The organism is Paraburkholderia sejongensis, assembly GCF_020880815.1.
Classification (GTDB): domain Bacteria; phylum Pseudomonadota; class Gammaproteobacteria; order Burkholderiales; family Burkholderiaceae; genus Paraburkholderia; species Paraburkholderia sejongensis.
In genome coordinates, this window is the sequence record NZ_JAJITD010000001.1 from 669,818 (window position 1) to 695,226 (window position 25,409).

Annotated in this window: 18 protein-coding genes; 7 read left to right on the plus strand and 11 right to left on the minus strand. The window is 67.0% G+C overall.

The genetic code is table 11. The features are described 5' to 3' along the window. Positions 1–19: 19 nt before the first annotated feature. From LJ656_RS02820 to katG, 6 genes are all read right to left on the minus strand, one after another. A complete protein-coding gene (locus LJ656_RS02820; RefSeq protein WP_230507741.1) occupies positions 20–766 on the minus strand; it encodes a fimbrial biogenesis chaperone in 747 nt (248 codons plus the stop codon). Next, a complete protein-coding gene (locus LJ656_RS02825; RefSeq protein WP_230507742.1) occupies positions 763–2,154 on the minus strand; it encodes a fimbrial protein in 1,392 nt (463 codons plus the stop codon). Before LJ656_RS02825 ends, LJ656_RS02820 begins: the two co-directional genes overlap by 4 nt. Positions 2,155–2,289: 135 nt before the next feature. Continuing rightward, complete coding sequence (locus LJ656_RS02830) at positions 2,290–5,088, minus strand: fimbria/pilus outer membrane usher protein (protein WP_230507743.1); 2,799 nt, start codon at positions 5,086–5,088, stop codon at positions 2,290–2,292. Next, positions 5,089–5,832: a fimbrial biogenesis chaperone gene (locus tag LJ656_RS02835; protein ID WP_230507744.1), complete on the minus strand. Its 744-nt coding sequence runs from the start codon at positions 5,830–5,832 to the stop codon at positions 5,089–5,091. 103 nt (positions 5,833–5,935) lie between these two features. Continuing rightward, the gene (locus LJ656_RS02840) at positions 5,936–6,445 is read right to left on the minus strand and encodes a fimbrial protein (RefSeq protein ID WP_230507745.1); all 510 of its coding nucleotides are present in this window, start codon (positions 6,443–6,445) and stop codon (positions 5,936–5,938) included. Positions 6,446–6,865: 420 nt separating this feature from the next. Continuing rightward, a complete protein-coding gene (katG, locus tag LJ656_RS02845; protein ID WP_230507746.1) occupies positions 6,866–9,142 on the minus strand; it encodes a catalase/peroxidase HPI in 2,277 nt (758 codons plus the stop codon). Positions 9,143–9,676: 534 nt separating this feature from the next. Here katG and LJ656_RS02850 point away from each other — a divergent pair. The 5 genes from LJ656_RS02850 (at position 9,677) to LJ656_RS02870 (ending at position 17,556) form a co-directional block, all read left to right on the plus strand. Next, positions 9,677–10,921, plus strand: coding sequence for a tyrosine-type recombinase/integrase (locus tag LJ656_RS02850; protein ID WP_230507747.1), 1,245 nt, complete (start codon positions 9,677–9,679; stop codon positions 10,919–10,921). 253 nt (positions 10,922–11,174) lie between these two features. After that, entirely contained in the window at positions 11,175–11,798 is a 624-nt protein-coding gene (locus LJ656_RS02855; protein ID WP_230507748.1) for a hypothetical protein, read from the plus strand. 450 nt (positions 11,799–12,248) lie between these two features. Beyond that, positions 12,249–12,848, plus strand: a complete 600-nt coding sequence (locus LJ656_RS02860) for a DUF2760 domain-containing protein (RefSeq protein WP_230507749.1) — start codon at positions 12,249–12,251, stop codon at positions 12,846–12,848. After that, positions 12,845–14,692 carry an Hsp70 family protein gene (locus tag LJ656_RS02865; RefSeq protein ID WP_230507750.1) on the plus strand — a complete coding sequence of 616 codons (1,848 nt, stop codon included), beginning with the start codon at positions 12,845–12,847 and terminating at the stop codon, positions 14,690–14,692. The genes LJ656_RS02860 and LJ656_RS02865 overlap by 4 nt, the downstream gene beginning before the upstream one ends. After that, positions 14,689–17,556, plus strand: a complete 2,868-nt coding sequence (locus tag LJ656_RS02870; RefSeq protein ID WP_230507751.1) for an Hsp70 family protein — start codon at positions 14,689–14,691, stop codon at positions 17,554–17,556. Before LJ656_RS02865 ends, LJ656_RS02870 begins: the two co-directional genes overlap by 4 nt. 18 nt (positions 17,557–17,574) lie before the next feature. Here LJ656_RS02870 and LJ656_RS02875 read toward each other — a convergent pair whose 3' ends face one another. From LJ656_RS02875 to argG, 3 genes are all read right to left on the minus strand, one after another. Next, complete coding sequence (locus LJ656_RS02875) at positions 17,575–17,850, minus strand: hypothetical protein (protein WP_230507752.1); 276 nt, start codon at positions 17,848–17,850, stop codon at positions 17,575–17,577. 170 nt (positions 17,851–18,020) lie between these two features. Further along, positions 18,021–19,052 carry a GGDEF domain-containing protein gene (locus LJ656_RS02880; RefSeq protein ID WP_230507753.1) on the minus strand — a complete coding sequence of 344 codons (1,032 nt, stop codon included), beginning with the start codon at positions 19,050–19,052 and terminating at the stop codon, positions 18,021–18,023. A 178-nt stretch (positions 19,053–19,230) separates the two neighbouring features. Continuing rightward, positions 19,231–20,565, minus strand: a complete 1,335-nt coding sequence (argG, locus tag LJ656_RS02885) for an argininosuccinate synthase (protein WP_230507754.1) — start codon at positions 20,563–20,565, stop codon at positions 19,231–19,233. A 357-nt stretch (positions 20,566–20,922) separates the two neighbouring features. Here argG and LJ656_RS02890 point away from each other — a divergent pair, with 357 nt between their 5' ends. Then, positions 20,923–22,140 carry an amidohydrolase family protein gene (locus LJ656_RS02890; protein WP_230507755.1) on the plus strand — a complete coding sequence of 406 codons (1,218 nt, stop codon included), beginning with the start codon at positions 20,923–20,925 and terminating at the stop codon, positions 22,138–22,140. Between the two features lie 52 nt (positions 22,141–22,192). Then, on the plus strand, positions 22,193–23,122 hold the full coding sequence (locus tag LJ656_RS02895; protein WP_230507756.1) for a LysR family transcriptional regulator: 930 nt from the start codon (positions 22,193–22,195) through the stop codon (positions 23,120–23,122). A gap of 41 nt (positions 23,123–23,163) precedes the next feature. Here LJ656_RS02895 and phnX read toward each other — a convergent pair whose 3' ends face one another. Further along, positions 23,164–23,967 (minus strand): phosphonoacetaldehyde hydrolase, encoded by an 804-nt coding sequence (phnX, locus tag LJ656_RS02900; RefSeq protein ID WP_230507757.1) that lies wholly within the window; start codon positions 23,965–23,967, stop codon positions 23,164–23,166. Positions 23,968–24,044: 77 nt separating this feature from the next. Beyond that, positions 24,045–25,331: a 2-aminoethylphosphonate--pyruvate transaminase gene (locus LJ656_RS02905; RefSeq protein WP_230507758.1), complete on the minus strand. Its 1,287-nt coding sequence runs from the start codon at positions 25,329–25,331 to the stop codon at positions 24,045–24,047. Positions 25,332–25,409 lie beyond the last annotated feature (78 nt).

The following is a 25,409-nucleotide window of genomic DNA, read 5'->3' on the forward strand; positions in this document are numbered from 1 at the left end:
TAAATATTTAAGCTTTGCATTATTCGGCAACGCGGATCCGCCGCTCGCCGCCGACCGGATTGCCGTCGTCGTCGATCAGTGCGAAAGCGATCTCCACGTCGTCTCCCGGCGCGCCGTGGAGTTTGTCGAACACCACCGACGCGCGGCTCAGCGGAGCGAGCATCTCGACCGGCAGCGCCTGATCGACACCGGCCAGCTTCACGTGGATCTTGCCGAACGTCGCGTGATACGGCGTCGGGTTATAGATATCGAGCCGCAGCCGATCGCCGCCGTGCGCGGAAAATTCCAGCCGCCCCGGCAGCGCATCCGCCTGCTCGCGCAGACCGTCGGGACGCACGAACACCTTCAGCTGGGTGCGCATCATCACGGTCACCTGCTGCGCGTCGGGCGCCTGGTTCGCGCGCGTGGCCGGAATCTCGTACAGGTTGAGCCAGAACAGCGACTCGCGGTCCGCCGGCAACGGCATGCCGGTGTTGAGCAGCCGCAGACTCGTCTGCTCGCCGCGATTCATGCGGAAGATCGGCGGCAGCGCGATGATCGGCGCTTTCGCGTCCTGCGGCACCGAGTCGATCGCGCCGTCGTCCACCCATGCCTGCACCAGCACCGGATAGTCGTTCAGGTTGAACAGCTGCACCGATGTTTCGCTTTCCCTGGCGTGAACGATCACGCGCGACACTTCCGGCGTGACGCCGGCGAACGCCGGCGCGAGCCCACCTGCGAGGGCGATTGCCAGCAGCACAGAAACCAGCGCTTTCATCATTTTCATTGCACCCGTACGATCACTTGCGCGGTCGCGTTGTAACGCCCCGCGGTGACGGTCGATCTGAACGCCTTGAACGTCGCCATGATGTTGCGCGTGTAGGTCCTCGTCGTACTGCTCGAACCCGTCTGCGTCGCATCGTTGAGCACCGGGTCCCAGCCGTCGGCCGCGCCGCCGGTCGTCACGTACTGGTTGGTCAGCAGATTGAGCGCACCGCCGCCCGGTCGCGACAACGCGACACCGACGCCGGTTGCCACGCCTGGATCGCTGCCGTAGCCGTCGGACAGCAGGTAGGTCACGCCGGTGCCGCTCGTCGTCAGGCCTTCGCTGGTCGCGCTCTGCGCATTGCCGGGCGCCGCGAGGATGCCGAGCGCGGTCTGACTGGCCGCGGTGCCGCTGACGAACGACGACAGCCCCGACGGCGCGCTGCTCTGACATTCCACCTGGATCGTGATTGGCCGCTGCACCGATTCGCCCGCTTGCAGGCGTGAGATCGTCATGGTCGGAAACAGGATCGTCGGCGTGGTGTTGCGCACCGCGCAGGTCGCCGCGCGCCGCACGATCACGTTGCCATACGGATTGATCGAGCCGGGCCACGAGCCGTACCAGCCGGAATACTGGCTGTTGGAGTCCGCGCCGACCGACAGTCCCGACGAAATCAGGTTGCCGCTCGCGCCGCCCTTGAACGCGACGTAGGCCATCGGCTGCGACTGGCCCCATTTGCCGGTGCCGGAACTCGAACCGCCACTGCAGGCCGAGCACTGAAACAGCTCGAGCCGGTACTGACTGAAGTTCTTGGCCTTGATCAGAAACCAGCCCTGGCTGTCGGTGTCGAGCCCTGTCAGCGCGCGCGCCTGCCAGTAGCGCGTCACGTACTGGCCGGTCGTGACGTTGGTCACGCGCGAGATCGTGCCTTTGTAATAGCTGGTGTAGGTGCCCGGAATCCCCGAGGCGCCGCTGATATCGGTGCCGCCGGCGTGGGGGCTGTCGCCATTGGTTGCGAAGTACTCGTACATCGTGCCGGCGGCATCGGCCGAGCAGCGAAACAGCACCTGTTCGGGGCTGTACGAACCCACTCCGTTGGCGCCCAGGTTGTAGAGCGCCGACACGCCTGAGCCGAGCAGCGTGCCGTCCGGCACGAACGGCGGCGTATTGACGTTGACCGTCATCGGATAGGCATTCGCGCCCGAACTGTCGGTCGAACCGCTCCAGCTGCCCACCACGAGGCCCGCGTCCGTGTAGTAGCCCGATGTCGTCGACGTGGTGCGGCCGGTGATTTTGTAGCAGCCGGTGGCCGCCCACGCGGCGGCCGGCAGCGCGCCGCCGGCAATCATCAGCAGTACTGCGAAGCAGCGGCGCGCGCCGCGTCGCCATAGTCCGTTCAATCTCGACATATCCGTTATCCGTCAATCGCCGACCTGCTGCCGGCCGGCGTTGTTCAACCATTGATCGCGCCGCTGTTGCCACCGCTGTGGCCACCGCTAGCGACAGGCGGCCAGGGTGGCCACTCGTGCGGCCATTGCGCACAGCTAGTGACTGCCGCTGCCGTCCGCGTCGTTACGCGCCTGCAGCGAACTGGCCGGCGCCACGCAGTGCGCGTTTTCGACCCGGATCAGCGGCGCCTGCCGGTCCTCTTTCGCGACCCGGTACGGCAGCGAACACCAGCCGTCTTCGTCATCGCTCCATTTGACCGTCACCCTGCCCTCGTCTTTCGGCACCCGCGCGTACACCAGCCCGCCCTGCCCGACCACGCCGATCACCGCGCCGTGCGCATCGCCGTCGAGCACGTTCGCGCCGAGCGGCAACGGCGTGCCGTCCGCCTGGGTGGCCTCGATCAGCAGCGCGTGGCCGGTACGCGTATCGAAGCGCAGCCGCACGATCGAACCCGCGTACGGCGCGACCCGCAGCTGATTGGTCGTCAGCTCCGCGTTCTGGTTGATGCCCTTCGCGTCGAGCGCGACGTCGTTGTACTGGTACGGCGTCAGCCACGGCACGATCGCGAAACCCCAGCGGTCGATCTTCGCGCCGAGCCCGTTGCGCACCTGCGCGCCTTGCGCGCCCTTCGCTTCGACGACGCCGAACGTATCGCCGACATACGGGCCGAGCGTCAGCCCGCCCGGATGCAGCACCGCCGCGCCGCGCGCATTCACACCCGCCTGCCAGAAACCATTGCCCTGCGTATAGTTGCCGCCGGCGGTGACATTCGAGAAATTCTTCTGCAGGTTCGCGCTCGCGGTGCGGGCCGCGTTGTCGGTCTGCGCCGCCGCGCTGAGCCCGTAGCTGAGCGTCTTTGCGGCGTCGACGGTGCCGCTCACCGACGCTTGCAGCGAGGTGCCCTGGCCCGTACCGCTCGCCACGCTGCCCGAGACCGATGCGCTGTTGCCGAGCGGAATCGACACCGTCAGCATGTACAGATTCGACGAGTCTGCCGACGTCACCGCCGCTCTGCTACCCGTGACCAGATTCGGCATGCCGGTGCTGTACAGCGTGCTCGACTTCTGCCGGATGAACGACAGGTTGTAGCTGATCGCGCGATAGTGATTGTTGTAGCTGAACTGGAACTGCGTATCGCGCGGACGCCCGCCGTAATAGCTGGTCAGCGCGCCGGACAGCGACAGCGCGCCGTAGCCGCCGAGCGTCTGATTGATGTTCACGGTCGCCTGATCGCGCTGCTGGTAGGTCGTCGAACTCCATGCGTCGCCACGCTCCTCGGCAGCCTGCGAGCCGAGCGAATCGACAAAATCGCGGTAGCCGCGGGTCGAATAGCGATAGCCGGCCAGCGCGAGCGTGGTGCCGGTCTGCTGGATCGTGTGGCTGTAATTGAGCGAGCTGCGCCAGCCGTTGACCGGCTGGCCGTTCGCATCGCGCGCGTTCGACCACGCGAGGTTCGCGCCGAACGCGCCCGCGCGGGTGCCGAGCACCACGCCGCCCAGCACCGACTGGTAGCGATCGGACACGCGCAGCCCGCCGTTCGCGGTCAGGAGATTGGTCAGCCCGCGCTCGTAGGTCAGATCGACGAACTTCGCGTTGCTGCCCTCCACCTGGCGCACCTGGCCGGCGGTGAAGCTGTAATGCGACACGCCGGGTCGCAACGAATTGGGCAGCGCCGAAAACGGCACCGAGAATGTCGAGACCTGGCCGTCCGCTTCGATCACCTGAACCGACAGATCGCCCTGGTAGCTGGTCGGATTCAGATCGCGAATCGCGAACGGGCCCGGCGCAACCGAGCTCTGGTAGATGATGTTGCCGTTCTGGCTGACGATCACGCGCGCATTGGTGCGCGCGACGCCGTTGACGACCGGCGCGTAGCCGCGCATCGACTCGGGCAACATGCGGTCGTCGGTTTCGAGATGCACACCGGTATAGGCGACCGAGCTGAGCAGGTTGCCGCCGGTGAAGCTCTGCCCCAGCGTGATCTGGCTGTTCAGTTGCGGCAGCGGCCGCTCCGCGTACGCGCGAATGTTGTTCCAGTTGCTCTGACGCGCGCCGCCGCTGCCCGACCACGTATAGGCGGCCTGCTCGTGAAAACGCCACAGGCCGACGTTCAGGCCCGCGTTGATGCCGGTATACAGGGAGTCCGAACGAATCCCGTACGACGATGACGTGTACGCGTTGGTGTCGTAGTTGAAGTACGCCGCGGTGGTGCCGGCGTCGAGCTGGCTGATATCCACCGAGCCGCGCGCAACCTGTTTCATGCGTGCCTGCGGCACCGTCAGGTTCACGCGCAGCCGCGCCTGATCGAAGCTCGCGGTCGCGCCGGGCACGCGTTCGCTCAGCGCGACGCAGGCGTGATCCGGCGTGGTCTCGACTGCGGCCGGTGCGTGCGCATCGGCCGCGCCGGTCTCGCCCGCTACGGCGCTCGCACCTCGTGTGTCAGCGCGCGTGTCAGCAACTTCGCCGACCAGCACGCCAGCGGCGTCAAGCAGCGCGTCGCTCAGACACGGCTGAACCTGCGCATTCGCGCTCTTGCGAAATTCGATCGTGCGCCGCTCGAAGAACACGTCGTTGACGTAGAGGTCCGCTTCATAGGTCCCGGGTTCGATCGTATTGGCCTTGTTGAAGCGCTCGATATCGGTCACGCGCAGCGGCGAGCCGAGCAGCAGTCGGCTATCGAAGCGGTACGCGTCGTCGCCGGCCGCCTCGGGCGCATCGCCGGCGCTCGCGCGAGCGGACTCGTCCGGCGCTGCCGTCTCCGTCGTCTCCGCCGTCACGACCGGTGCGGCCTCGCCGGCCCACGCGTTGCCGAGCGCCGCGACCAGCAGCGCGAGCGGAACATGACGCGGCAGAGGTCCGGAGCTGGACGCGCGCCCCCGTGCACGTACGCTCACCTAGCGTACCTCGCGGCCACTCTCCAGCGAGCGCTCGAGTTTGCGGATCGCGCCGTAGTCGTCGACGTACTCGACGCTGACCGAGCGGGCCTCGCTCGCATTCGCACAGCCGCCGCTCAGCGGCCACGTCGCGTCGCCGCGCGGGCTCAGCATGTCGCCCTTGAACGTCGCGCTCGTCGCGCCGCACGTAACCGTGCCGCCCAGCACCGTCACGTAATAACCGGCAGGATTGACGACCGCCAGTTGCGGCGCGCCGCGCTTCGCGTCGACGCGAAACGTCAGCTTGCCCGGCGCGTCGGCCGCGCTGCCCGCGATCCCGGCCGGCCGGTAGAACAGCTTCAGACGGTTTCTCAGCAGAATCAGCATCTGATTCTTGTCCGCGTACTCGGCGCGCTGCGACGGAATCTGCAGCGTGTTCAGATAGAACACCGATTCACGGTCCTGTGGCAGTGCGTTGCCGGTGAACACGACGCGCACCATCTGCCCGGCTTTCGGCTCGATGCGAAACACCGGCGGCGTCACGACGAACGGCGCATCGGCCTTCTCCGGCGTCGAGTCCGGATCGCCGCTGTCGATCCACACCTGCATCACGCTCGGGCTATCGTCTTCGTTGGTGAACTGCAGCGACTGCTCGCGCGCATCGCCGGGATAGATCACCCGCGTATGGGGAATGACGACGCTCGCGGCGGCACTGCCCGACACGAGCGCAAGAAGGAGCGCCAGTACTCGAATTCGCTGGTTCATCGGAACACTTCTGAGAAATTCGCGGCAGCCCCTGCCGCGGGGGAATTAGTTCGTCCTGCGAATCGTGCGGGCCGGAGCGACCCGCACGATCGGACTGCCTGCGTTACTGGTAGCTGACCGAGTACTGCACGCTGCCCAGCACCGAACCGGCCGTAGCGCCGCCGGTTTCGCTGATGTACTGGACGCCGTAGTCATAGCTGGCGGTAGTCGCACCGGCCGCGATGCTCAGACCCGGTGCCGCGTAGCCGTTCACACCGCTCAGATCGAACGGCGTGCCGGGGGTTTTCGGATCGAGCAGTTGCAGCGCGACGTTGGTGGCCGTGCCGGTGTTGCCGAGGTTGCCGGCGGTCGTCACCTGATTGCCGACGAACACGGTGCTGGCTGCCTGCGCGGTGGTGGTCGGCGCCATGCAGCCCGACAGGCCGATCGAGAACGTGGTCAGGCCCGCAGTGTCGCCCGGGGTGGCGAGCGACGTGGCGGAGACCGTCGGCAGCAGAACGGTGGGATTGGCGGCGTTGCCATTGATCGCGACCGAACAGGTCTGATCGGAGACTTCGCCCTGGAAGTTGATGGTGTTGGTGGACGCAGCAAAACTGAGAACTGGAAGAGTCATCAGCGCCGCCGCGAGAAGGTGTTTTTTCGACATGTTTTAGCCTTGGGGATTGAAAGGGTCGCCGCTTTGAGCAGCGACGCGATTCTGGACTGTCACGTCTTTGATCGAAATAAGACGGGTCCGAAACCCCCAAGGCAATTTTGTTCGTTATCCGATTCCCTTCCGATAAACCCTGCCAGTGACCGGTAGCAGCAAAATGCGCGCTACGTAGAAGAAAAACTCAACACTCGATCCAGTAGCGAATTGTCGGCCCCTGCTGCTCGACCTTGAGCACCCGATAACGCTGACCGCGCGCCATAAAAAAAACGGTGCGCTCGCCGGGTGATTACCGGCAAGCGCACCGTCTGGTACCAGGCATCGCTGCCGGGCAATGCGGCTAGCGCCGCGTGCCCGGCGAGAATGCCGCGAAACCGGCAGCCGTTACGCTGCCGCTCGGGCGAGGTCGAACCGGTCGAGGTTCATCACGCGGGTCCACGCGGCCACGAAGTCGCGCACGAACTTCTCCTTTGCATCCACGCTCGCATACACCTCGCTCAGCGCACGCAGCTGCGAGTTCGAGCCGAACACCAGATCGACGCGGGTCCCGGTCCATTTCTTCTGACCGGTCTTCGCATCGCGGCCTTCGAACACATCCGCGGCGGCCGACAGCGGCTTCCATTCCGTACCCATGTCGAGCAGGTTGCGGAAGAAGTCGTTGGTCAGCGTGCCGGGCTTGTCCGTCAATACGCCATGCGGCTCGCTGCCGGTATGCACGTTCAGCACGCGCAGACCGCCGATCAGCACCGTCATTTCCGGCGCGGTCAGCGTCAGCAGTTGGGCCTTGTCGATCAGCAGCTTTTCGGCCGGCACCCGCAGCCCGGCGCGCAGGTAGTTACGGAAACCGTCCGCGACCGGTTCGAGCGCGCCGACCGATTCGACGTCGGTCTGCTCCTGCGACGCATCTCCCCGGCCCGGGGAGAACGGCACGGTGATCTGCTGGCCGGCATCGGCCGCGGCCTTTTCGATGCCGGCGCCGCCCGCGAGCACGATCAGATCGGCCAGCGAGATCTGCTTGCCGCCCGACTGCGCGCCGTTGAACTCGCTCTGGATGCCTTCGAGCACCTTCAGCACCTTCGCGAGTTCGGCCGGCTGGTTCGCTTCCCAGTCCTTCTGCGGCGCGAGCCGGATCCGCGCGCCGTTAGCGCCGCCGCGCTTGTCCGAGCCGCGGAACGTCGACGCCGACGCCCACGCGGTGCCGACCAGTTGCGGGACCGACAGACCCGACGCGAGCACCTTCTGCTTCAGCGCGGCGACGTCCTTCTCGTCGACGAGCGGATGCTTGACGGCCGGAATCGGATCCTGCCACAGCAGTTCTTCGGACGGCACTTCCGGGCCGAGATAGCGCGCGACCGGTCCCATGTCGCGGTGCGTGAGCTTGAACCATGCGCGCGCGAACGCGTCGGCAAACTCGTCGGGGTTCGCGAGGAAGCGCCGCGAAATCTTTTCGTAGACCGGGTCGAAGCGCAGCGACAGGTCGGTCGTGAGCATCGTGGGCAGCAGCTTTTTCGACGGGTCGTGCGCATGCGGCACCGTCGCCTCGGCATTCTTCGCGACCCACTGATTGGCGCCGGCCGGGCTCTTCGTCAGTTCCCATTCGTGGCCGAACAGGGTTTCGAAGAAGCTGTTGTCCCATTGGGTCGGCGTCGCGGTCCACGTGACCTCGAGACCGCTCGTAATGGTGTCGCCGCCCTTGCCGGTGCCGAAGCTGTTCTTCCAGCCGAGCCCCTGGTGCTCGAGACCGGCCGCTTCCGGTTCCGGACCGACGTTATCGGCCGGGCCCGCGCCGTGCGTCTTGCCGAACGTATGGCCGCCCGCGATCAGCGCGACCGTTTCCTCGTCGTTCATCGCCATCCGCGCGAAGGTTTCGCGGATGTCGACCGCGGCGGCGAGCGGATCGGGATTGCCCTCCGGACCTTCCGGGTTCACATAGATCAGCCCCATCTGCACCGCGCCGAGCGGGTTTTCCAGATTGCGGCCGGGCGGCTCGGTGCGGCTTTCTTCCTTGCCGTGGATCTGTTCATCCGCGACGATCACGCCCTCGTCGTCGTCCTTGCCGGCCGCGCCCTTGCCGTAGCGCACGTCGCCGCCGAGCCAGGTCTTTTCATTGCCCCAGTACACGTCCTGATCCGGTTCCCACGTGTCCTCGCGGCCGCCGCCGAACCCGAAGGTCTTCAGACCCATCGATTCGAGCGCGACGTTGCCGGTCAGCACCAGCAGGTCGGCCCACGAAATCTTCTGGCCGTATTTCTGCTTGATCGGCCACAGCAGCCGGCGCGCCTTGTCGAGGCTGACGTTGTCGGGCCAGCTGTTGAGCGGCGCGAAGCGCTGCTGGCCGCGCCCTGCGCCGCCGCGGCCGTCGCCGATCCGGTAGGTGCCGGCGCTGTGCCACGCCATGCGGATGAACAGCGGACCGTAGTGACCGAAGTCCGCCGGCCACCAGGGCTGCGAATCGGTCATCAGTTCACCGAGGTCCTTCTTGAGCGCTGCGAAGTCGAGGCTCTTGAAGGCCTCGGCGTAATCGAAGCTATCGTCGAGCGGGTTGGAGCGGTTCGAATGCTGGCTCAGCAGATCCAGGCGCAACTGTTTCGGCCACCAGTCGCGGTTGGTCGTGCCGCCGCCGGCGGAATGGACGAACGGGCACTTTGCTTCGTTTGACATGCGGTCTCTCCTTTGGAGGATGTCTCCGTTATCGATCGGAGCGGCTACCGCGCCGCTGGACTCCGATCCTCTCTGCGAGACACTTGCTGAGCATCGCCATGATGCCTCGCCGGGATGGCAATTTAACGATTCTGAAGGCCTGCCAACCGGATAAATATTCGGCAGTGCGCTCATCTGAAGTTAGTGACTGCTGAATTAATTCATTGTGGGCGGATCCTGGGTCGTGGGAAATTTTTATTGGCGTGATTGCCGGGTAGCATCGGCCGCGGGCTAATCGTATTCGAATATAGGCGAGTCCAAACTTCAATAGAATTGAATACGGCAATCCGTATCATAGGTGCGGACTATAGCTTACGAAAACCCGACGCGACTGCCGGCTCACACTGTAAAGCGAATTGCGCGAGCGTGCGCTTAAGCCCGAGTGCGAGTCCCCGATTTGCGCCTGACGCAGTGCGCCGTGTGATAGGGTTTCGCGTTTCGTCCGCAGCCCTGTGCGCGCCGGGTTTGCGTCGACCCCAAGGAGTTTTACGAATCGTGTCCAAAGCCGCGTCTCACGCTGATTCTCATGCTGCGCTCGCCACCGTGCGGCCCGTCGAATCGCTCGTCGTGCCGGAGTTGCTCGACGGCCGCGACGGCACCAATCGCGGCGCCCTCGAAAATTCGCAACTGTCGGCCCGCAACGATCTCGACGCGGTGCGCGCATGGCTGTCCAACTACGCGGACACCAAGACCACCTCCGACAATTACCGCAAGGAAGCCGAGCGGCTGCTGCTGTGGGCGGTCGTGCAGCTCGGCAAGCCGCTGTCGTCGCTGACCCATGAGGATCTGCTGCTGTTCAAGGCGTTCATCGCCGATCCGCAGCCGGCCGCGCGCTGGGTGTCGGCCAGCGGCGGCAAGTTCGCGCGCGGCGACGAGCGCTGGCGGCCGTTCAACGGGCCGCTGTCGCCGGCCAGCCAGCGTCAGGCGCTGATCATCCTGAACGCGATGTTCACGTGGCTGGTCAACGCCGGCTACCTGCGCGGCAACCCGATGGCGCTGCTGCGGCAACGCGCGAAGCGTTCTGCGCCGCGCGTCACGCGCTATCTGTCGGTCTCGCTGTGGGACGAGGTCAAACTGTTCGTCGAGCAACTGCCGCGCGACACCGATGCTCAACGCGCGTACTACGCGCGCTGCCGCTGGCTCAGCACGCTGTTCTATCTGCAGGGGATGCGCATTTCGGAAGTGGCCGGCGGGCAGATGGGCCAGTTCTTCCGCCGGCTCGGCGCCGACGGGCAGGATCAGTGGTGGCTGGAGACGCTCGGCAAAGGCGACAAGGAGCGGATCGTGCCGGTGTCGGGCGAGCTGATCCAGGAGCTGCGCAGCTATCGCACGATGAACGGACTGCCCGCGTTGCCGAGCCGCTCCGAGGACACCCCGCTGGTGTTGCCGTTCAAGGGCCGCAATCGCTGCCTGTCGCGCTCGGCGATTCACGACGCGATCAAGGGCATCTTCGCGGGCGCGGCGACGTGGCTGCGCGCACGCGGGCCGCAATTCGCCGATCGCGCGGACGAACTCGAACGGGCGTCCGCGCACTGGCTGCGCCACACGGCCGGCTCGCACCAGGCCGACGGCGGCGTCGACCTGCGCACGATTCGCGACAATCTCGGCCACGTCTCGCTGAATACGACCAGTCTTTATCTGCACACCGAGGACGATACGCGCCATACCGAGACCGTAAAGCGCCACCGGATGAACTGGGACACGACCGGTTCCAAAGACGGCAAGGCGGGCGGCAATTGAATCAGGCAATCACGCGGCACCCGCCGCGCATTGCCAGTATTGTCTCGCGCAGATCGAACAGCCAGCCTGTTTTGTTTTAATTCATTCCGCGCGCATAAAATCCGCTCTGCCCGTCCGGCCAATTGGTTTTCCGTTGTAACCGGACGTAATGATTGAATCCGCATCAATCCGTATTCGCATATCAAGAACATTAAGCCCCGGTCGTTAATAAACCGTCGTTCGACAAATAATCAATACGAACCGGGGAAACAATTTGAATACCATTACCAGCGCATTACTGGCGTCGGCCGCGGCCGCGACCCTGCTGGCAGGCTGCGCGACCAACGAGCAAGGTCAGCTCGTGATCGATCCGAACCGCGTCAACCAGGTGATCGTCAGCGCGCTGACGCCGCCGCCCGCCGTCGTCGTCGAGTCCGAGCCCGTCTATCAGCCGATGCCGACCGATATGTACGTCGCCAACGTGGTCGATCGCGACGTCGTGATCGTCGGCGGCGATACCTATATCTGGGCGGTCGGCCCGGACGGCATCCGGCATCGTCAGTTCTATGCCCATGGCGATCATCGCGCCGAGGTGTTTCATCGCCGCGAGGAGCTGCATCACGTGTTGGCGAACCATGACGGCCATCTGCCGGCGCATGGGTTCGGCGGCGAGCATCCGCGCGAAGGGCATCCCGGCGGCGAGCATCCACCGTTCGGGCGTCCGGGCGGCCCGGCGCCGGGACCGATGCTGGCCGGTCACGGACAACCGCCGGGATCCGCGCCGATGATGGCGGGCCACCCGCAGCCGCCGCACGCCGACATGCACGCGGCCGCCCCGGGCCGGCCGGCTCCCGCGCCGGCACAGAGACCGGCGCCGAAGGATCCGAAGAAGTCGTAACGCGCTCCTACGCTGGTCCGCGCCGCGCGCAAGCAGGCGCGGCCAGTGTGCGATTGCCGCGCGCCCCGCCTGCGCCGGTCCCTCCTCACGAAGTCCCTCCACTCCCCCAACTCCCCGCCAATCCCACCCCATTGCCCGCTAGAATTGCCGGCTTTGCCCGCGTCGGGCGCGCCGCAAGGCAAAATACGGGTTTTGCGCGCGCCGGGGGCGCGGCCGAAGCCGCCTCGTGCAACGCGGATGCCCCGCCCGCACGGCCGGAGCGCTGCGCACTCGAAGAGCCGCATGGCCAGCCGCGCGTACCACGGTTCGCGTCCGGACCACGGCTGCCGCCGGCCACCGCGCGCAACCCGCAACATCACGGCCCCGTCCGGCCCGTCGAGGCTTTCGAGCCCGGCGCCCGCGGCGCGGCACGGACCGCTCGTCCGTTGACAGAGCAGATCAGGAGCCTTTATGAGCGATTCGAACCCATCCTTTGCCCGCCGGATTTCACTGGCCGTCGGCGCATTTTTCAGCATCCTCGGCAATCGCGAGTTCGCCGCCGACGTGCTGCGCCTGCGTAACGGCGCAACGATCGGCGCAACCGCCGGCGCGGCCGCTGCCCCGGCGGCGGCCCCCACCCCCGCGCCGGCCCCGCAGCCGAAGCCGCAACCCGCGCCGGTGCTCAAACAGGCGAGCCCCGACGCCGCGCTGCAACTGCTCGGCCTGCTGCAACGCGACGCGCGCCTGATCGATTTCGTCGAGGAAGACATCAAGGGCTATAGCGACGCCGATATCGGCGCGGCCGCCCGCCTCGTCCACGAAGGCTGCCGCGCGACGCTGCGCGAGCACTTTACGATCCGCCCGGTGCGCGACGAAGCCGAAGGCAGCCGCGTGACGCTGCCCGAAGGTTTCGACGCGAGCGCGGTGCGCCTGACCGGCAACGTGGTCGGCAGCGCGCCGTTCAGCGGCAGCATCAGCCATCGCGGCTGGCGCGTCGACGACGTGCGTCTGCCGAAACTCGCGGACGGCCACAATGCGAAGATCATCGCGCCGGCGGAGGTGGAACTGTGAGCGACGCCCGCTATTCGATCGGTATCGACCTCGGTACCACCCACTGCGCGCTGTCCTACGTCGACACGCACGCGAGCGACGGCGAAAAGACCGTCCAGGAAGTGCTGGCGGTCCCGCAACTGACCGGCCCCGGCGCGATCGACAACCTGCCGCTGCTGCCGTCGTTCCTCTATCTGCCGCATCCGGACGAACTCGCAGCCGGCGACCTGTATTTGCCGTGGACCGGCGAGCGCAACTTCGCGGTCGGCGAATTCGCGCGCAGCCGCGGCGCCGGCACGCCGATCCGGCTGGTGTCGAGCGCGAAGAGCTGGCTGTGCCATCCGGGCGTCGACCGCCGCGCGGCGATCCTGCCGAACGATGCGCCGCCCGAAGTCGCGCGCGTATCGCCGCTCGAAAGCTCGATGCGCTATCTGAGCCATCTGCGCGAGGCCTGGGACCACACCCACCCGGACGCGCCGTTCGCCGACCAGGACGTGACGGTGACGATCCCCGCGTCGTTCGATCCGGCCGCGCGCGAGCTGACCGCCGAAGCGGCCCAGGCCGCCGGCTTCTCGCGCATGACGCTGCTCGAAGAACCGCAGGCCGCGCTCTATAGCTGGATCGAGAAGAGCGGCGGCGAGTGGCGCAAGCAGGTGCGGGTCGGCGACATCATCCTCGTGGTCGATGTCGGCGGCGGCACCACCGACCTGTCGCTGATCGCGGTGATCGAACGCGACGGCAATCTCGAACTGCATCGCGTCGCGGTCGGCGAGCACATCCTGCTCGGCGGCGACAACATGGACCTCGCGCTCGCGCACGTGGTCGCGCGCAAACTCGCCGCCCAGGGCACCCAGGCCGATGCGTGGCAACTGCGCGCGCTCACCTACGCGTGCCGCTCGGCGAAGGAAACGCTGCTCAGCGACCCGGCCACCGACACCGTCCCGCTGGTCGTGCCGAGCCGCGGCTCGAAGCTGATCGGCGGCTCGATCCGCACCGAGCTGACCCGCACCGAACTCACGCAGACGATTCTCGAAGGCTTCTTCCCGCAGGTGGACAGCGCCGCGCGCCCGGTCAGCCGCGCGCGAGTCGGTCTCACGCAGCTCGGCCTGCCGTATGCGCAGGACGCCGGCATCACCCGTCATCTGGCGGCGTTCCTCGGCCGTCAGGTCGGCGCGCTGGCCGAACTGCCGGGTCTGAGCGAACGTGCGAACGGCAACGCGACGTTCCTGCATCCGACCGCGGTGCTGTTCAACGGCGGCGTGTTCAAGTCGACGCTGCTCGTCGAGCGCCTGATGGGCACGCTCAACAGCTGGCTCGGCGCGGACGGCGCGGCGAGCGCGCGGCTGCTGGCCGGCGCGGATCTGGATCTGGCGGTCGCGCGCGGCGCGGCCTACTACGGTTACGTGCGGCGCGGCCGCGGCGTGCGGATTCGCGGCGGCACCGCGCGTGCGTACTACATCGCGATCGAATCGGCGATGCCGGCCGTGCCGGGGCTCGAACCGCCGGTGCAGGCGCTGTGCGTCGCGCCGTTCGGGATGGAAGAAGGCACCGATGCCGAGTTGCCCGCGCAGGAATTCGGCCTCGTGGTCGGCGAGCCGGTGCATTTCCGCTTCTTCGGTTCGTCGGTGCGCCGTCAGGATCAGGTCGGCACGCTGCTCGACTTCTGGGGCCCCGAGGAATTGCAGGAGCTCGAGGAAATCCAGGCGACGCTGCCCGCGGCCGGCCGCACTGCCGGCGAAGTCGTGCCGGTCAAGCTGCATGCGCGCGTGACCGAAGCGGGCACGCTCGAACTCGAAGCGATCCCGCGCGGCTCGGATGAGCGCTGGAAGGTCGAATTCGACGTGCGCGGCAACCCCAATGCATGACTGAGATGAAGCGCCGGTACAGCGTCGGCATCGACCTGGGCACCAGCAACACGGTGCTCGCGTATGCGCAAAGCGGCTCGCAGGCGATCCGGGTGTTCGAGATCGAACAGCTCGTCAGTCCCGGCGAAGTCGCCGCGCGGCCGCTGCTGCCGTCGGTGCGTTATCACCCGGCCGACGGTGAGCTGAGCGCGGCGGATTTGCAGTTGCCATGGTCGCCCACTCCGGCCGCGGGCAACAGCAAACCCGCATCCGCGCCGTTCGTGCTCGGCCGCCTCGCGCGCGCGCTCGGCGCGCAGGTGCCGGGGCGGCTCGTGGCGAGCGCGAAAAGCTGGCTGTCGCATGCGTCGGTCGACCGGGTCGCGCCGATCCTGCCGTGGGGCGCGCCCGACGACGTGCGCAAGGTCTCGCCCGTCGACGCGAGCGCGAGTTATCTCGCGCATGTGCGCGCCGCGTGGAACCAGCGCTTTCCGGATGCGCCGCTCGAACAGCAGGACGTGGTGCTGACGGTGCCGGCGTCGTTCGATGAAGGCGCGCGCGCGTTGACCGTCGAAGCCGCGCGGCTCGCGGGGCTCACCTCGCTGCGGCTGCTCGAAGAGCCGCAGGCCGCGTTCTACGACTGGCTGTTCCGGCATCGCGACGAGCTCGGCGACGCGCTCGCTCAGACCCGGCTCGTGATGATCTGCGACGTCGGCGGCGGCACCACCGATCTAACGCTGATCGAGGTCGCGCTCGGCGAGAACGGCGAACCGAAGCTCACGCGTATCGGCGTCGGCAATCATCTGATGCTCGGCGGCGACAACATGGACCTCGCGCTCGCGCATCTGGTCGAGGCGCGCCTGCCGGGAGCGTCTTCCAATACTCAGGGCCAGCCGCCGCAACGGCTGTCGGCGGCGAGCCTGTCGCAACTGGTCGAGCGGTGCCGCGCGGTCAAGGAGCAGTTGCTCGGCGACGACGCGCCGGCCACGGCGTCGGTCACGCTGCTCGGCGCGGGCTCGAAGCTGATCGGCGGCGCGCGCAGCGCGCAGGTGTCGCGCGACGAGGTCGAAAAAATCATCGTCGACGGTTTCTTTCCGCGCGTCGGCGCTCACGAACGGCCCGGCCGGGCGCGCGGCGCGATCGTCGAATTCGGTCTGCCGTACGCGACCGATGCGGCGGTTACCCGGCATATCGCGGCGTTTCTCGAACGCTTCGCCGCGCAGTCGCGCAGCGCGCTGGGCCAGGCTTCGGCGGACGAGCCGCCTGCCCTGCCCATCCCCGACACGCTGCTGCTGAACGGCGGCGTATTTCGCGCGGACGCGCTCGCGCGGCGGCTCGCCGACACGCTCGGCGACTGGCGCGGCGCGCCGCTGAACGTACTGCACAACGACAACCCCGACGTCGCGGTCGCGCGCGGCGCGGTCGCGTACACGCTCGCGCGCGCGGGCTTCGCGCCGAAGATCGGCGGCGGCTCGCCGCGCAGCTATTTCCTCGTCCTCGACGACTCGCCCGCTTCCCCGCAACCAGGCGAAGCCAGCGACGCGCCGGCACCACGCGGCATCTGTCTGCTGCCGCGCGGCACCGAGGAAGCACACGAAATCCTGCTCGCCGAGCGCACCTTTTCTCTGCAACTCGGCCAGCCGGTGCGCTTTCACCTGGTGTCGTCGAGCGCGGACACCGTCTATCAGGCCGGCGAGCTGGTCGAACTGAGCGGCGCCGACTTCGTGCGGCTGCCGCCGCTCGCGACCGTCGTGCAGCCCCGCGACGGCCAGCGCGCGCAGCAAACCGCGGTACGTATCGCGACGTCGCTGACCGAAGTGGGCACGCTCGACGTGCACTGCATCGAACTCGACGAGCCGTCGCAACGCTGGCTGCTCGCCTTCCAGCTGCGCGGCGAGCACACGCAAGTGGAGCTCGGCGGCGACGCCGCAACGCAGCGCCACCCGGCGCTCGATCGCGCGATCGAGCTGATCGACCGCTCGTTCGGCGCGCGCGCGCACAACGTCGATCCGAAGGAAATCAAACGGCTGCGCGCGCAGCTCGAACACCTGCTCGGCCCGCGCGAGAGCTGGAACAGCGCGTTGCTGCGCGAACTGTTCGGCGCGCTGTGGGAACGCGCGCGGCGCCGCCGTCGCTCGGTCGATCACGAACGACTGTGGCTGAATCTGGCCGGCTATTGCGTACGGCCCGGCTTCGGCTATCCGCTCGACGAATGGCGCGTCGAGCAGCTGTGGACGCTGTTCGACGACGGCATCCAGTACGTGCAGGACAGCCAGGTATGGTCCGAGTGGTGGACGCTGTGGCGGCGCGCGGCCGGCGGTCTGAACGAAGACGCGCAACTGCGCGTGCTCGACGCGATGGACTATCTGCAAAAGGCCGCGCAATCGCGCCACAAGCTGCCGTTCGATGTCGCGAAGACCGGCTTCGCCGATATGGTGCGGCTGTCCGCATCGCTCGAACGGATTCCGGCCGAGCGCAAGATCGAACTCGGCGAAGCGGTGCTGACGCGTCTGAAGAAACCCGCCGAAAATCATCAGAGCTGGTGGGCGGTCGGCCGGATCGGCGCGCGCCAGCCGTTCTACGGCAGCGCGCACAACGTGGTGCCGCCCGAGGTCGCCGCGCAATGGCTCGGTGCGATCCTCGCGCTCGACTGGAAGAAGGTCGATCCGGCCGCGTTCGCCGCGGTGCAGATCGCGCGGATGACCGGCGACCGCTCGCGCGATCTGTCTGACGAACTGCGCGCGACGGTCGTGCGCCGGCTCGAAACGGCGAACGCGCCGCGCGCATGGATCACGATGGTCAGCGAAGCGGTCGCACTCGATAATGCGGACGAAGGCCGCGTGTTCGGCGAATCGTTGCCGGTCGGGTTGAAGCTGCTCGGCGCTTGAGCCGGCCCCGCAGGTCCGTCACTCGGGCCGCGCAAAATTGCGCACCGCGTGCGCGGCGTTGCCGTTTGCCCGGTCTTCGAGATTCTCCGCGAGCAGTTCGCGAAACACCGGCAGTTTGTCCTGACCATATTGCCGGCTGAATTCGTCCAGCACTTCGGCAATCGCCGAGCGCAGACTCTCGGGGCTCAGCGTGCTCGCGATGTACGAACTGCCCCGCGCCAGTTCGAGCCGGTAGATCGACCGGTACTGATGCTTGTGCGCCAGCCGGCCCGGTTTCGCTCCATGGGTCATCATTATTGTTCTCTTCGCTGTTTGACCTTACATCTGACCAGCGCGAGCTTAAGGCAACCTTATGGACCCACGGCACAACGCAAAAAGCCCTGCATGCAGGGCTTTTTCGGCGACTCGTTGCGATTTCAACGGTCAGGATCGCTGACGATCCCGCCCGCTCGGCGCGGCGCGCATCAGGCCATCGTCACGCGATTTCGTCCGTTGTGCTTCGAGCTATATAGCGCACGGTCGGCGCTCGCGAAGCCGTCGCGATGCGCGGGCCGCGACAGCTCGGTGATGCGCGTGAGCGCCGCGCCGATGCTGACCGTCACCACGCCGAGCGGCGACGCGCGATGCTCGATCGCGAGTTCGGCGACGCCGCGCCGCAGCGTCTCCAGCGTGTGTTCGAGCACTGCGGGATGCGCATCCAGCACCAGCAGCCCGAACTCCTCGCCGCCCATCCGTCCGGCGACGATGCGCTCGTTGTCGGCGGCCGCCTGCATGACCGACGCGACCCGGCGCAGACAGTGATCGCCGGCCTGGTGACCGTAGGTGTCGTTGTACTGCTTGAACCAGTCAACATCGACGACCACCGAGCCCATCACGTCGCCGTCGCGCGCCTCCTTCCAGCGCCGCGCGATGCTCTCCAGCAGAAAACGCCGGTTATACAGCTGTGTGAGCGGATCGATCGCGGTCGCGGTGCGCATCTTCAGATCGTTTTCGATCATCGCGCGCAGGTGATGGAACACCCCGCGCTGGCCGTCGTCGAGCCGGCCCGGCTGCGGGTCCATCGCGCACAGCGCGCCGACGATCTCGCCGTGCGGCGCGCGCAGCGCGAGCGCCGCGTAAAAACGTACGAACGGATGACGCTGCACCAGCATGCAGTCGTTGAAACGCGTATCGCGATGCGCGTCCTCGATCACGAACAGCTCGTCATCGCGTACCGCGTAGTCGGCCAGCGAACGCGCGCGCGACACCAGCGGCATCGCCATCCCGACCTCGGCGCGATAGTGCTGATGTTCCTCGTCGAGCAGCACGATTGCGGTGATCGCCGCGCCGGTCACGCTCTTCAGAATCTCCGCCGCGTGCGTGAAGCACTCGCGCATCACCTGATCGTCGTGCAACAGCCATTCGATGACCGACGACTCCACCTCGGCTTCGCCGGCGGCGGACGGGTCGGCTGGCATCCGGCTGGCGAGGCGGTCGTTACTGTAGGCAAGTTGCACGGCGGAGTTCCAGATTGGGATCAGCCTATGTCAACGGCATAGCCCTATGAAACTTGAGCCCGAAATCTGGGATCGGCAGGTAATCGACGCCCAAACAAAATGGGCCGGCTCTCGCGAGCCGGCCCATTCATCGAGGCGCGGGTAGCGGCGTCCAGAAACCGCCGCCGTGCCTGCAGCGTTACTCCTTGTCGCTCTTCACCTGCGGCAGCGCCGAGGTTTCGCTCGACGACAGCAGCCCGACCTGCGAGTAGATACGCAGCTTTTCGCGCGTGTCCTTGATGTCGAGGTTGCGCATCGTCAGCTGGCCGATCCGGTCCTTCGGCGAGAACGTCGATGCGACCTTCTCCATCGACAGACGCTCCGGCTGATACGTGAGGTTCGGCGACTTCGTGCTGACGATCGAGTAGTCGTTGCCGCGACGCAGTTCGACCGTCACTTCGCCGGTGATCGCACGCGCGACCCAGCGTTGCGCGGTTTCGCGCAGCATGATGGCCTGCGGATCGAACCACCGGCCCTGGTACAGCAGACGACCCAGGCGCCGGCCGTTTTCGCGGTACTGCTCGATCGTGTCCTCGTTGTGGATGCCGGTCACGAGGCGCTCGTACGCGATGTGCAGCAGCGCGAGGCCCGGGGCTTCATAGATGCCGCGGCTCTTCGCTTCGATGATGCGGTTCTCGATCTGGTCGCTCATGCCGAGACCATGACGGCCGCCGATCCGGTTCGCTTCCAGCAGCAGTTCGACCTGGTTCGGGAAGGTCTTGCCGTTCAGCGCGACCGGCTGGCCTTCCTCGAAGCGGATCGTCACTTCTTCGCGGGCGACCTGCACGTCGTCGCGCCAGAACGCGACGCCCATGATCGGATTGACGATGCGGATGCCGGACTCGAGGCTTTCGAGGTCCTTCGCTTCGTGGGTCGCGCCGAGCAGGTTCGAGTCGGTCGAATACGCTTTTTCGGCCGACATCTTGTAGTCGAAGCCCGACTGGCGCATGAATTCCGACATTTCCGAACGGCCGCCGAGTTCGTCGATGAACAGCTGGTCGAGCCACGGCTTGTAGATCTTCAAATCCGGGTTCACGAGCAGACCGTAGCGGTAGAAACGCTCGATGTCGTTGCCCTTGTAGGTGCTGCCGTCGCCCCAGATGTTGACGCCGTCTTCCTTCATCGCGGCGACCAGCATCGTGCCGGTTACCGCGCGGCCGATCGGGGTGGTGTTGAAGTAGGTGATGCCCGCCGTCGAGATATGAAACGCGCTGCATTGCAGGGCTGCGATGCCTTCGGCGACCAGTTGCGCGCGGCAGTCGATCAGGCGCGCGCCTTCGGCGCCGTATTGCGTCGCGCGACGCGGGATCGAATCGTAGTCGTCCTCGTCGGGCTGGCCGAGATTGGCGGTGTAGGCGTACGGCACGGCGCCTTTCTTGCGCATCCAGTGCAGCGCGGCGCTGGTGTCGAGGCCACCGGAAAAGGCGATACCGACCTTCTGGCCGACCGGAACATTCTCAAGAATTGTACTCATATGCTGTAGCGTTAAACTCGACGTACGGGGAGATTTGGGGGTAACAAAAGAGTATCGTGCATGCCCGGCGATCAGGCAAGTTACGCGGGAGTATAGCCTGAACGGGCGCCGGGCCTGCCGTTTTAGCCTCCCGGCGCGGTGCGTTTCGGCGTGCCGGGGCGGCGCCCGGGACCGCCCCGGGCGATTATTCCGGCCGTCGCGCTGATCGAATCGCGCTGCTCGAATTGCTGATTAACTGGCGCGTTATCTGACGTATCAGGCACGTATTGATTGCCGGTTGGGCGTACCATCGCGCGTTGCGCCCGGCGCCGCCGTTTCACCCCCTGCCGTATTGCCCTCTTTTATCCCTTCGCCGCCATGACCAAGACCGCCCCGCCCGCCGCCACGCCCGTGTCGCTGATTACCAATGTGCGCGTCGCCGACGGCCGCCACGTCGACGTGGCGATCGCCGACGGCCGGATCGCCGCGCTCGGCGCCGCTCTGCCGCGGCAGGACGCGGTGCGGATCGAGGACGGCGCGGGCGCGCTACTGCTGCCCGGGTTCGTCGAAGGTCATACGCATCTGGACAAAACCAATTGGGGCTTGCCGTGGTACCGCAACGAGGTCGGCGCGCGGCTGACCGACCGGATCGAAAACGAGCGGCACTGGCGTGCCCGCAGTGGTCATGATGCCGGCACCCAATCGCTTGCGCTGGCGCGCGCGTTTGTGCAAATGGGCACGACGCGCGTGCGCACCCACGTCGATATCGATACCGACGCCGGGTTGCGCCATCTCGACGGCGTGCTGGCCACGCGCGACACGCTGCGCGACGTCCTGGAGATGCAGATCGTCGCGTTTCCGCAATCGGGGCTGCTCGGCCGGCCCGGCACCGCCGAGCTGCTCGACCGCGCGCTGGCCGCCGGTGCCGACGTGCTCGGCGCACTCGATCCGGCGTTGATCGACGGCGACCCGGTCAAATCGCTCGATCTGAGCTTCGAGATTGCCCAGCGCCACGGCAAGCCGATCGATATTCACCTGCATGAGCCGGGCGAAGTCGGCGCGTTCACGCTCGGCCTGCTGCTCGACCGGGTCGCCGCCCTCGGCATGCAGGGGCAAGTCGTGGTCAGTCACGCGTTCTGTCTCGGCGCGCTGCCCGAGCGCGAGCGCGATGCGCTGCTCGAACGTCTCGCGGCGCTGCGCGTCGCGCTGCTGACCACCGCGCCCGCGGCAGTGCCGGTGCCGCCGCTCGCGGCCTGCCGCGAGCACGGCGTCACGCTGTTCGGCGGCAACGACGGGATTCGCGATACGTGGACCCCGTACGGCTCGCCCGATATGCTGGAACGCGCGATGCTAATTGCGATGCGCTACGGGCTGCGGCGCGACGACGATCTCGCGCTTGCATTCGATTGCGTGAGCAGCGTCGCCGCGCACGCGTGCGGCTTTGCCGACTATGGTCTGCAGCCGGGCGCGCGCGCCGATCTGGTGCTGGTCGACGCGGACACGCTCGCGCATGCGATCGTCGCGCGGCCGCCGCGGCGGCTGGTGGTGTCGAACGGGCGGGTGGTCGCGCGCGACGGTGTGCTGGTGGATCTATGAGGCGGCGACGCAAAGCCGGCCGGCCGCTACAACAACGACGCTTTTAATTCAGATGATCAATCTTTTCCAGGCCATGCAGGCCTTCGTGAAGGTCGCCGACGTCGGCAGCTTCGCCCAGGCGGCCGCGCAGCTCGGCGTATCGACCTCGGTCGTCACGCGCCACGTGTCGAGCCTCGAACAGCATCTGGGCATCCGCGTGTTCCAGCGCACCACCCGCAAGGTCGTGCTGACCGAAGCCGGCGCGCAATACGCGGACGGCTGCCGGGTGGTGCTCGCCGAACTCGAGGAAATCGAGTCGCGCGCGAGCACCGCGTCGCGCGAAGTCGCCGGCGATCTGCGCATCGTCGCGCTCGGCAGTTTTTCGCTATTCCGGCTCACGCCGCTGTTCGCCGAATATCAGGCGCGTTTTCCGCAGGTCAATCTGCGCGTGACGCTGACGGAAAAGCGCGTCGATCTGCTCGAAGGCGGGTTCGATGTCGGCATCGTCACCGAGCACATGATCCGCTCGGAGTCGCTGGTGGTGCGGCGGCTGATCAACTCGCACGCGGTGCCGGTCGCGGCCGCCGCGTATCTGCACCAGGCCGGCACGCCGCAAACGCCGGCCGAACTCACGCAGCACCGGCTGATCGCCGCGCCGTTCGATACCGCCGGGACGACGTGGGTGTTTCGCCGCGGCCACGCCAAGCACGTCGAGCACGCCGATAACGCCGGCGACGATGGCGAAAACATCGCGATCGACGCGTCGTTCACGGTCAACAGCATGATCATGCAGAAGCAGGCCGCGCTCGGCGCGATGGGGATCGCGCTGCTGCCGCTGGAGATGGTCGAGGACGAATTGCGCGCCGGTACGCTGGTGCGCGTGCTCGACGGCTATACGGTGCTCAACGGCGATGTGGCGGTGTCGCTCGTGTATCCGAGCCGCGAATTCGTGCCGCGCAAGGTGCGCGAGTTCATCGATCTCGCGGTCGGTTATTTCGAGTAGGCGCGGCGCACGGGACCCTCATCACGCGGGCCGCTCCGGCGTCACGGCCGCTCGCCGCGCGCGAGCCGCGCGTCGATCTCGTAGACCACCGGCAGCAGATCGGCGACGCTGTCGATCACGTAATGGGCGCCCGCCGCTTTCAGGCAATCGATGGCCCGCGCGCGGCGCGCGGCGAACTCGTCGGCTGGCAGCGCCTTCACCTCGGCTTCGCTCAGCCCGAGCGCATTGCCGCTCACTGCGACGCCGACCGCCCACGTGCCGGCGTTGATCCCCTCCTCGATGCCGACCCCGGTATCGTCGACCTTGATCGTTTCGCTCGCGCGCCACACGCCCAGCTGCGGCAGCGTCCGGTAGATCATGTACGGCGACGGCCGCCCTTGCGGCGTGTCGCCGGTGCACACGATGCTGTCCGGCGAAAAACCCTGCGCGGCCGCGCCCGGCACGATTTCGTCGATGATCTCACGGGTATAGCCGGTGGTCGTGCCGATCCGCACACCGTCCTCGCGCAACGCGCTCGCGACCTGCGCGACGCCCGGAATCACCGCGCTGTAACTCGCCGCGACCGCGACGTTCTTCGGCACGAATACGTCGTACACCGCATCGATATCGGCTTCGCCCGGCGCGTGGCCGTATTTGTCGGTCCATGCGCGCGCGACGCGCGGCAGCGCCAGCAGCGCCGCGATATGCGGACGCTTGGCCATGCCCATCGGGCCGCGCGCTTCGTCGATCGTGATCGGCACGCCGAACTGCTCGAAGGTCTCGACGAACGCGCCCATCGGCGCGCGCGAACCGTAGTCGACCACCGTGCCGGCCCAATCGAAAATCACCGCCTTGACGTGTTTCATCGTGTCGATCCTCAGCAATGCCAATCTGTGTGTGTCGAATCGTGTGTGTCGAATGCCGCTGCTGCCTGCCGCCAGGCTCACGCGGCCTGTGCGAGCGCCTGGCGTTCCGCGAGCGCGGCGGCGGGCGGCGCGGCGTCAGTCACACCCATTGCGCGCAGCGTCTGCGCGCACGCATCGACCACCCTGCGCATCACCTGCGCGTCCACTTGCCCGATGCAGCCGATGCGAAAGCTGTCCACCGCGGTCAGCTTGCCCGGATAGATGATGAAGCCTTGTTGTTTCATCAGTTCGTAAAAGCGCGAGAATTCGAACGCCGGCTGCGCGGGCGAAAAAAACGTCACGATGACCGGCGAGCGCCAGTGCGCGCTCAGGAGCGGCTCGAAGCCGAGCGCGCGCATCCCGTCGACCAGCACGTCGCGATTGTTCTCATAGCGCGCGAGCCGCGCCGGTCGGCCGCCCTCCAGCTCGAAAAGCCGCAGCGCCTCGACGAACGCGGCGACGGTATGGGTCGGCGGCGTGAAGCGCCATTGGCCGGTGCGGTTCATCACGTCCCATTGATCGTACAGATCGAGCGCGAGCGAATGGCTGCGGCCGCGCGCTTCACGCAGCGCGCTCTTGCGCGCGATCACGAAGCCAAAACCGGGCACCCCTTCGATGCACTTGTTCGCCGACGACACGAACGCGTCACACGCGATGTCGCGCACGTCGAGCGGCAGCGCGCCGAACGCGCTCATCGAATCGATCAGCAGCTTGCGGCCGTGCTGCGCGACCGCCGCGGCGATTTCGTCGAGCGGATTGAGGATGCCGGAGCTGGTTTCGCAATGAATCGCGACCACGTGCGTGATGCCCGGATCGGCGTCCAGCATGCGCGCGACTTCGGCGCCGCGCGGCGGCAGGTAGTCGCCCTTGTCGAGCAGCGTGCAGCGGCGGCCAAGATAGCCGAGCGTCGCGGCCGCGCGCTTGCCGTACGCGCCGTTCGCGAGCACCAGCGCGTGGCCGTCGCGTGGGATCAGGCTGCCGAGCATCGCTTCGACGCAGTAGCTGCCGCTGCCCTGCAACGGCACGCAGTCGTAGTCGCCCGCGCTGTCGCCGGCGATTTCGAGCAGGCGCGCGCGCAGTTGCGCGGTCATCGCGCGGAAGTCGCCGTCCCACGAGCCCCAGTCTCGCAGCATCGCCTGTTTGGTCGCGAGCGCCGTGCTCAACGGGCCCGGGGTCAGCAGATACGGTTCGCCGCCGGCTGGTGCGGCGCAGCTTGCGGTGCCGGTGGTGCGGACGCTGCTGCCGCTGCTGCCGTCCGTGCTCGTGCCGCAGCTTGCCGCGGGTGCGGCCGATACCGCCGGCGAACCGCCGATCACGCTTTCCATGTGTAGAACTCCGTCGTGCGAGGTCGATGGTTCACACAGTAGCGAAACGGCTTTCATCGGTAAAATCGATATAATCGA

Bases quoted from the DNA above. Each gene is read 5' to 3' on its own strand.
- LJ656_RS02820 (WP_230507741.1), bottom strand. From the start codon at position 766: ATGAAAATGATGAAAGCGCTGGTTTCTGTGCTGCTGGCAATCGCCCTC.
- LJ656_RS02825 (WP_230507742.1), bottom strand. From the start codon at position 2,154: ATGTCGAGATTGAACGGACTATGGCGACGCGGCGCGCGCCGCTGCTTC.
- LJ656_RS02835 (WP_230507744.1), bottom strand. From the start codon at position 5,832: ATGAACCAGCGAATTCGAGTACTGGCGCTCCTTCTTGCGCTCGTGTCG.
- LJ656_RS02840 (WP_230507745.1), bottom strand. From the start codon at position 6,445: ATGACTCTTCCAGTTCTCAGTTTTGCTGCGTCCACCAACACCATCAAC.
- katG (WP_230507746.1), bottom strand. From the start codon at position 9,142: ATGTCAAACGAAGCAAAGTGCCCGTTCGTCCATTCCGCCGGCGGCGGC.
- LJ656_RS02860 (WP_230507749.1), top strand. From the start codon at position 12,249: ATGAGCGATTCGAACCCATCCTTTGCCCGCCGGATTTCACTGGCCGTC.
- LJ656_RS02870 (WP_230507751.1), top strand. From the start codon at position 14,689: ATGACTGAGATGAAGCGCCGGTACAGCGTCGGCATCGACCTGGGCACC.
- LJ656_RS02875 (WP_230507752.1), bottom strand. From the start codon at position 17,850: ATGATGACCCATGGAGCGAAACCGGGCCGGCTGGCGCACAAGCATCAG.
- argG (WP_230507754.1), bottom strand. From the start codon at position 20,565: ATGAGTACAATTCTTGAGAATGTTCCGGTCGGCCAGAAGGTCGGTATC.
- LJ656_RS02890 (WP_230507755.1), top strand. From the start codon at position 20,923: ATGACCAAGACCGCCCCGCCCGCCGCCACGCCCGTGTCGCTGATTACC.
- LJ656_RS02895 (WP_230507756.1), top strand. From the start codon at position 22,193: ATGATCAATCTTTTCCAGGCCATGCAGGCCTTCGTGAAGGTCGCCGAC.
- phnX (WP_230507757.1), bottom strand. From the start codon at position 23,967: ATGAAACACGTCAAGGCGGTGATTTTCGATTGGGCCGGCACGGTGGTC.
- LJ656_RS02905 (WP_230507758.1), bottom strand. From the start codon at position 25,331: ATGGAAAGCGTGATCGGCGGTTCGCCGGCGGTATCGGCCGCACCCGCG.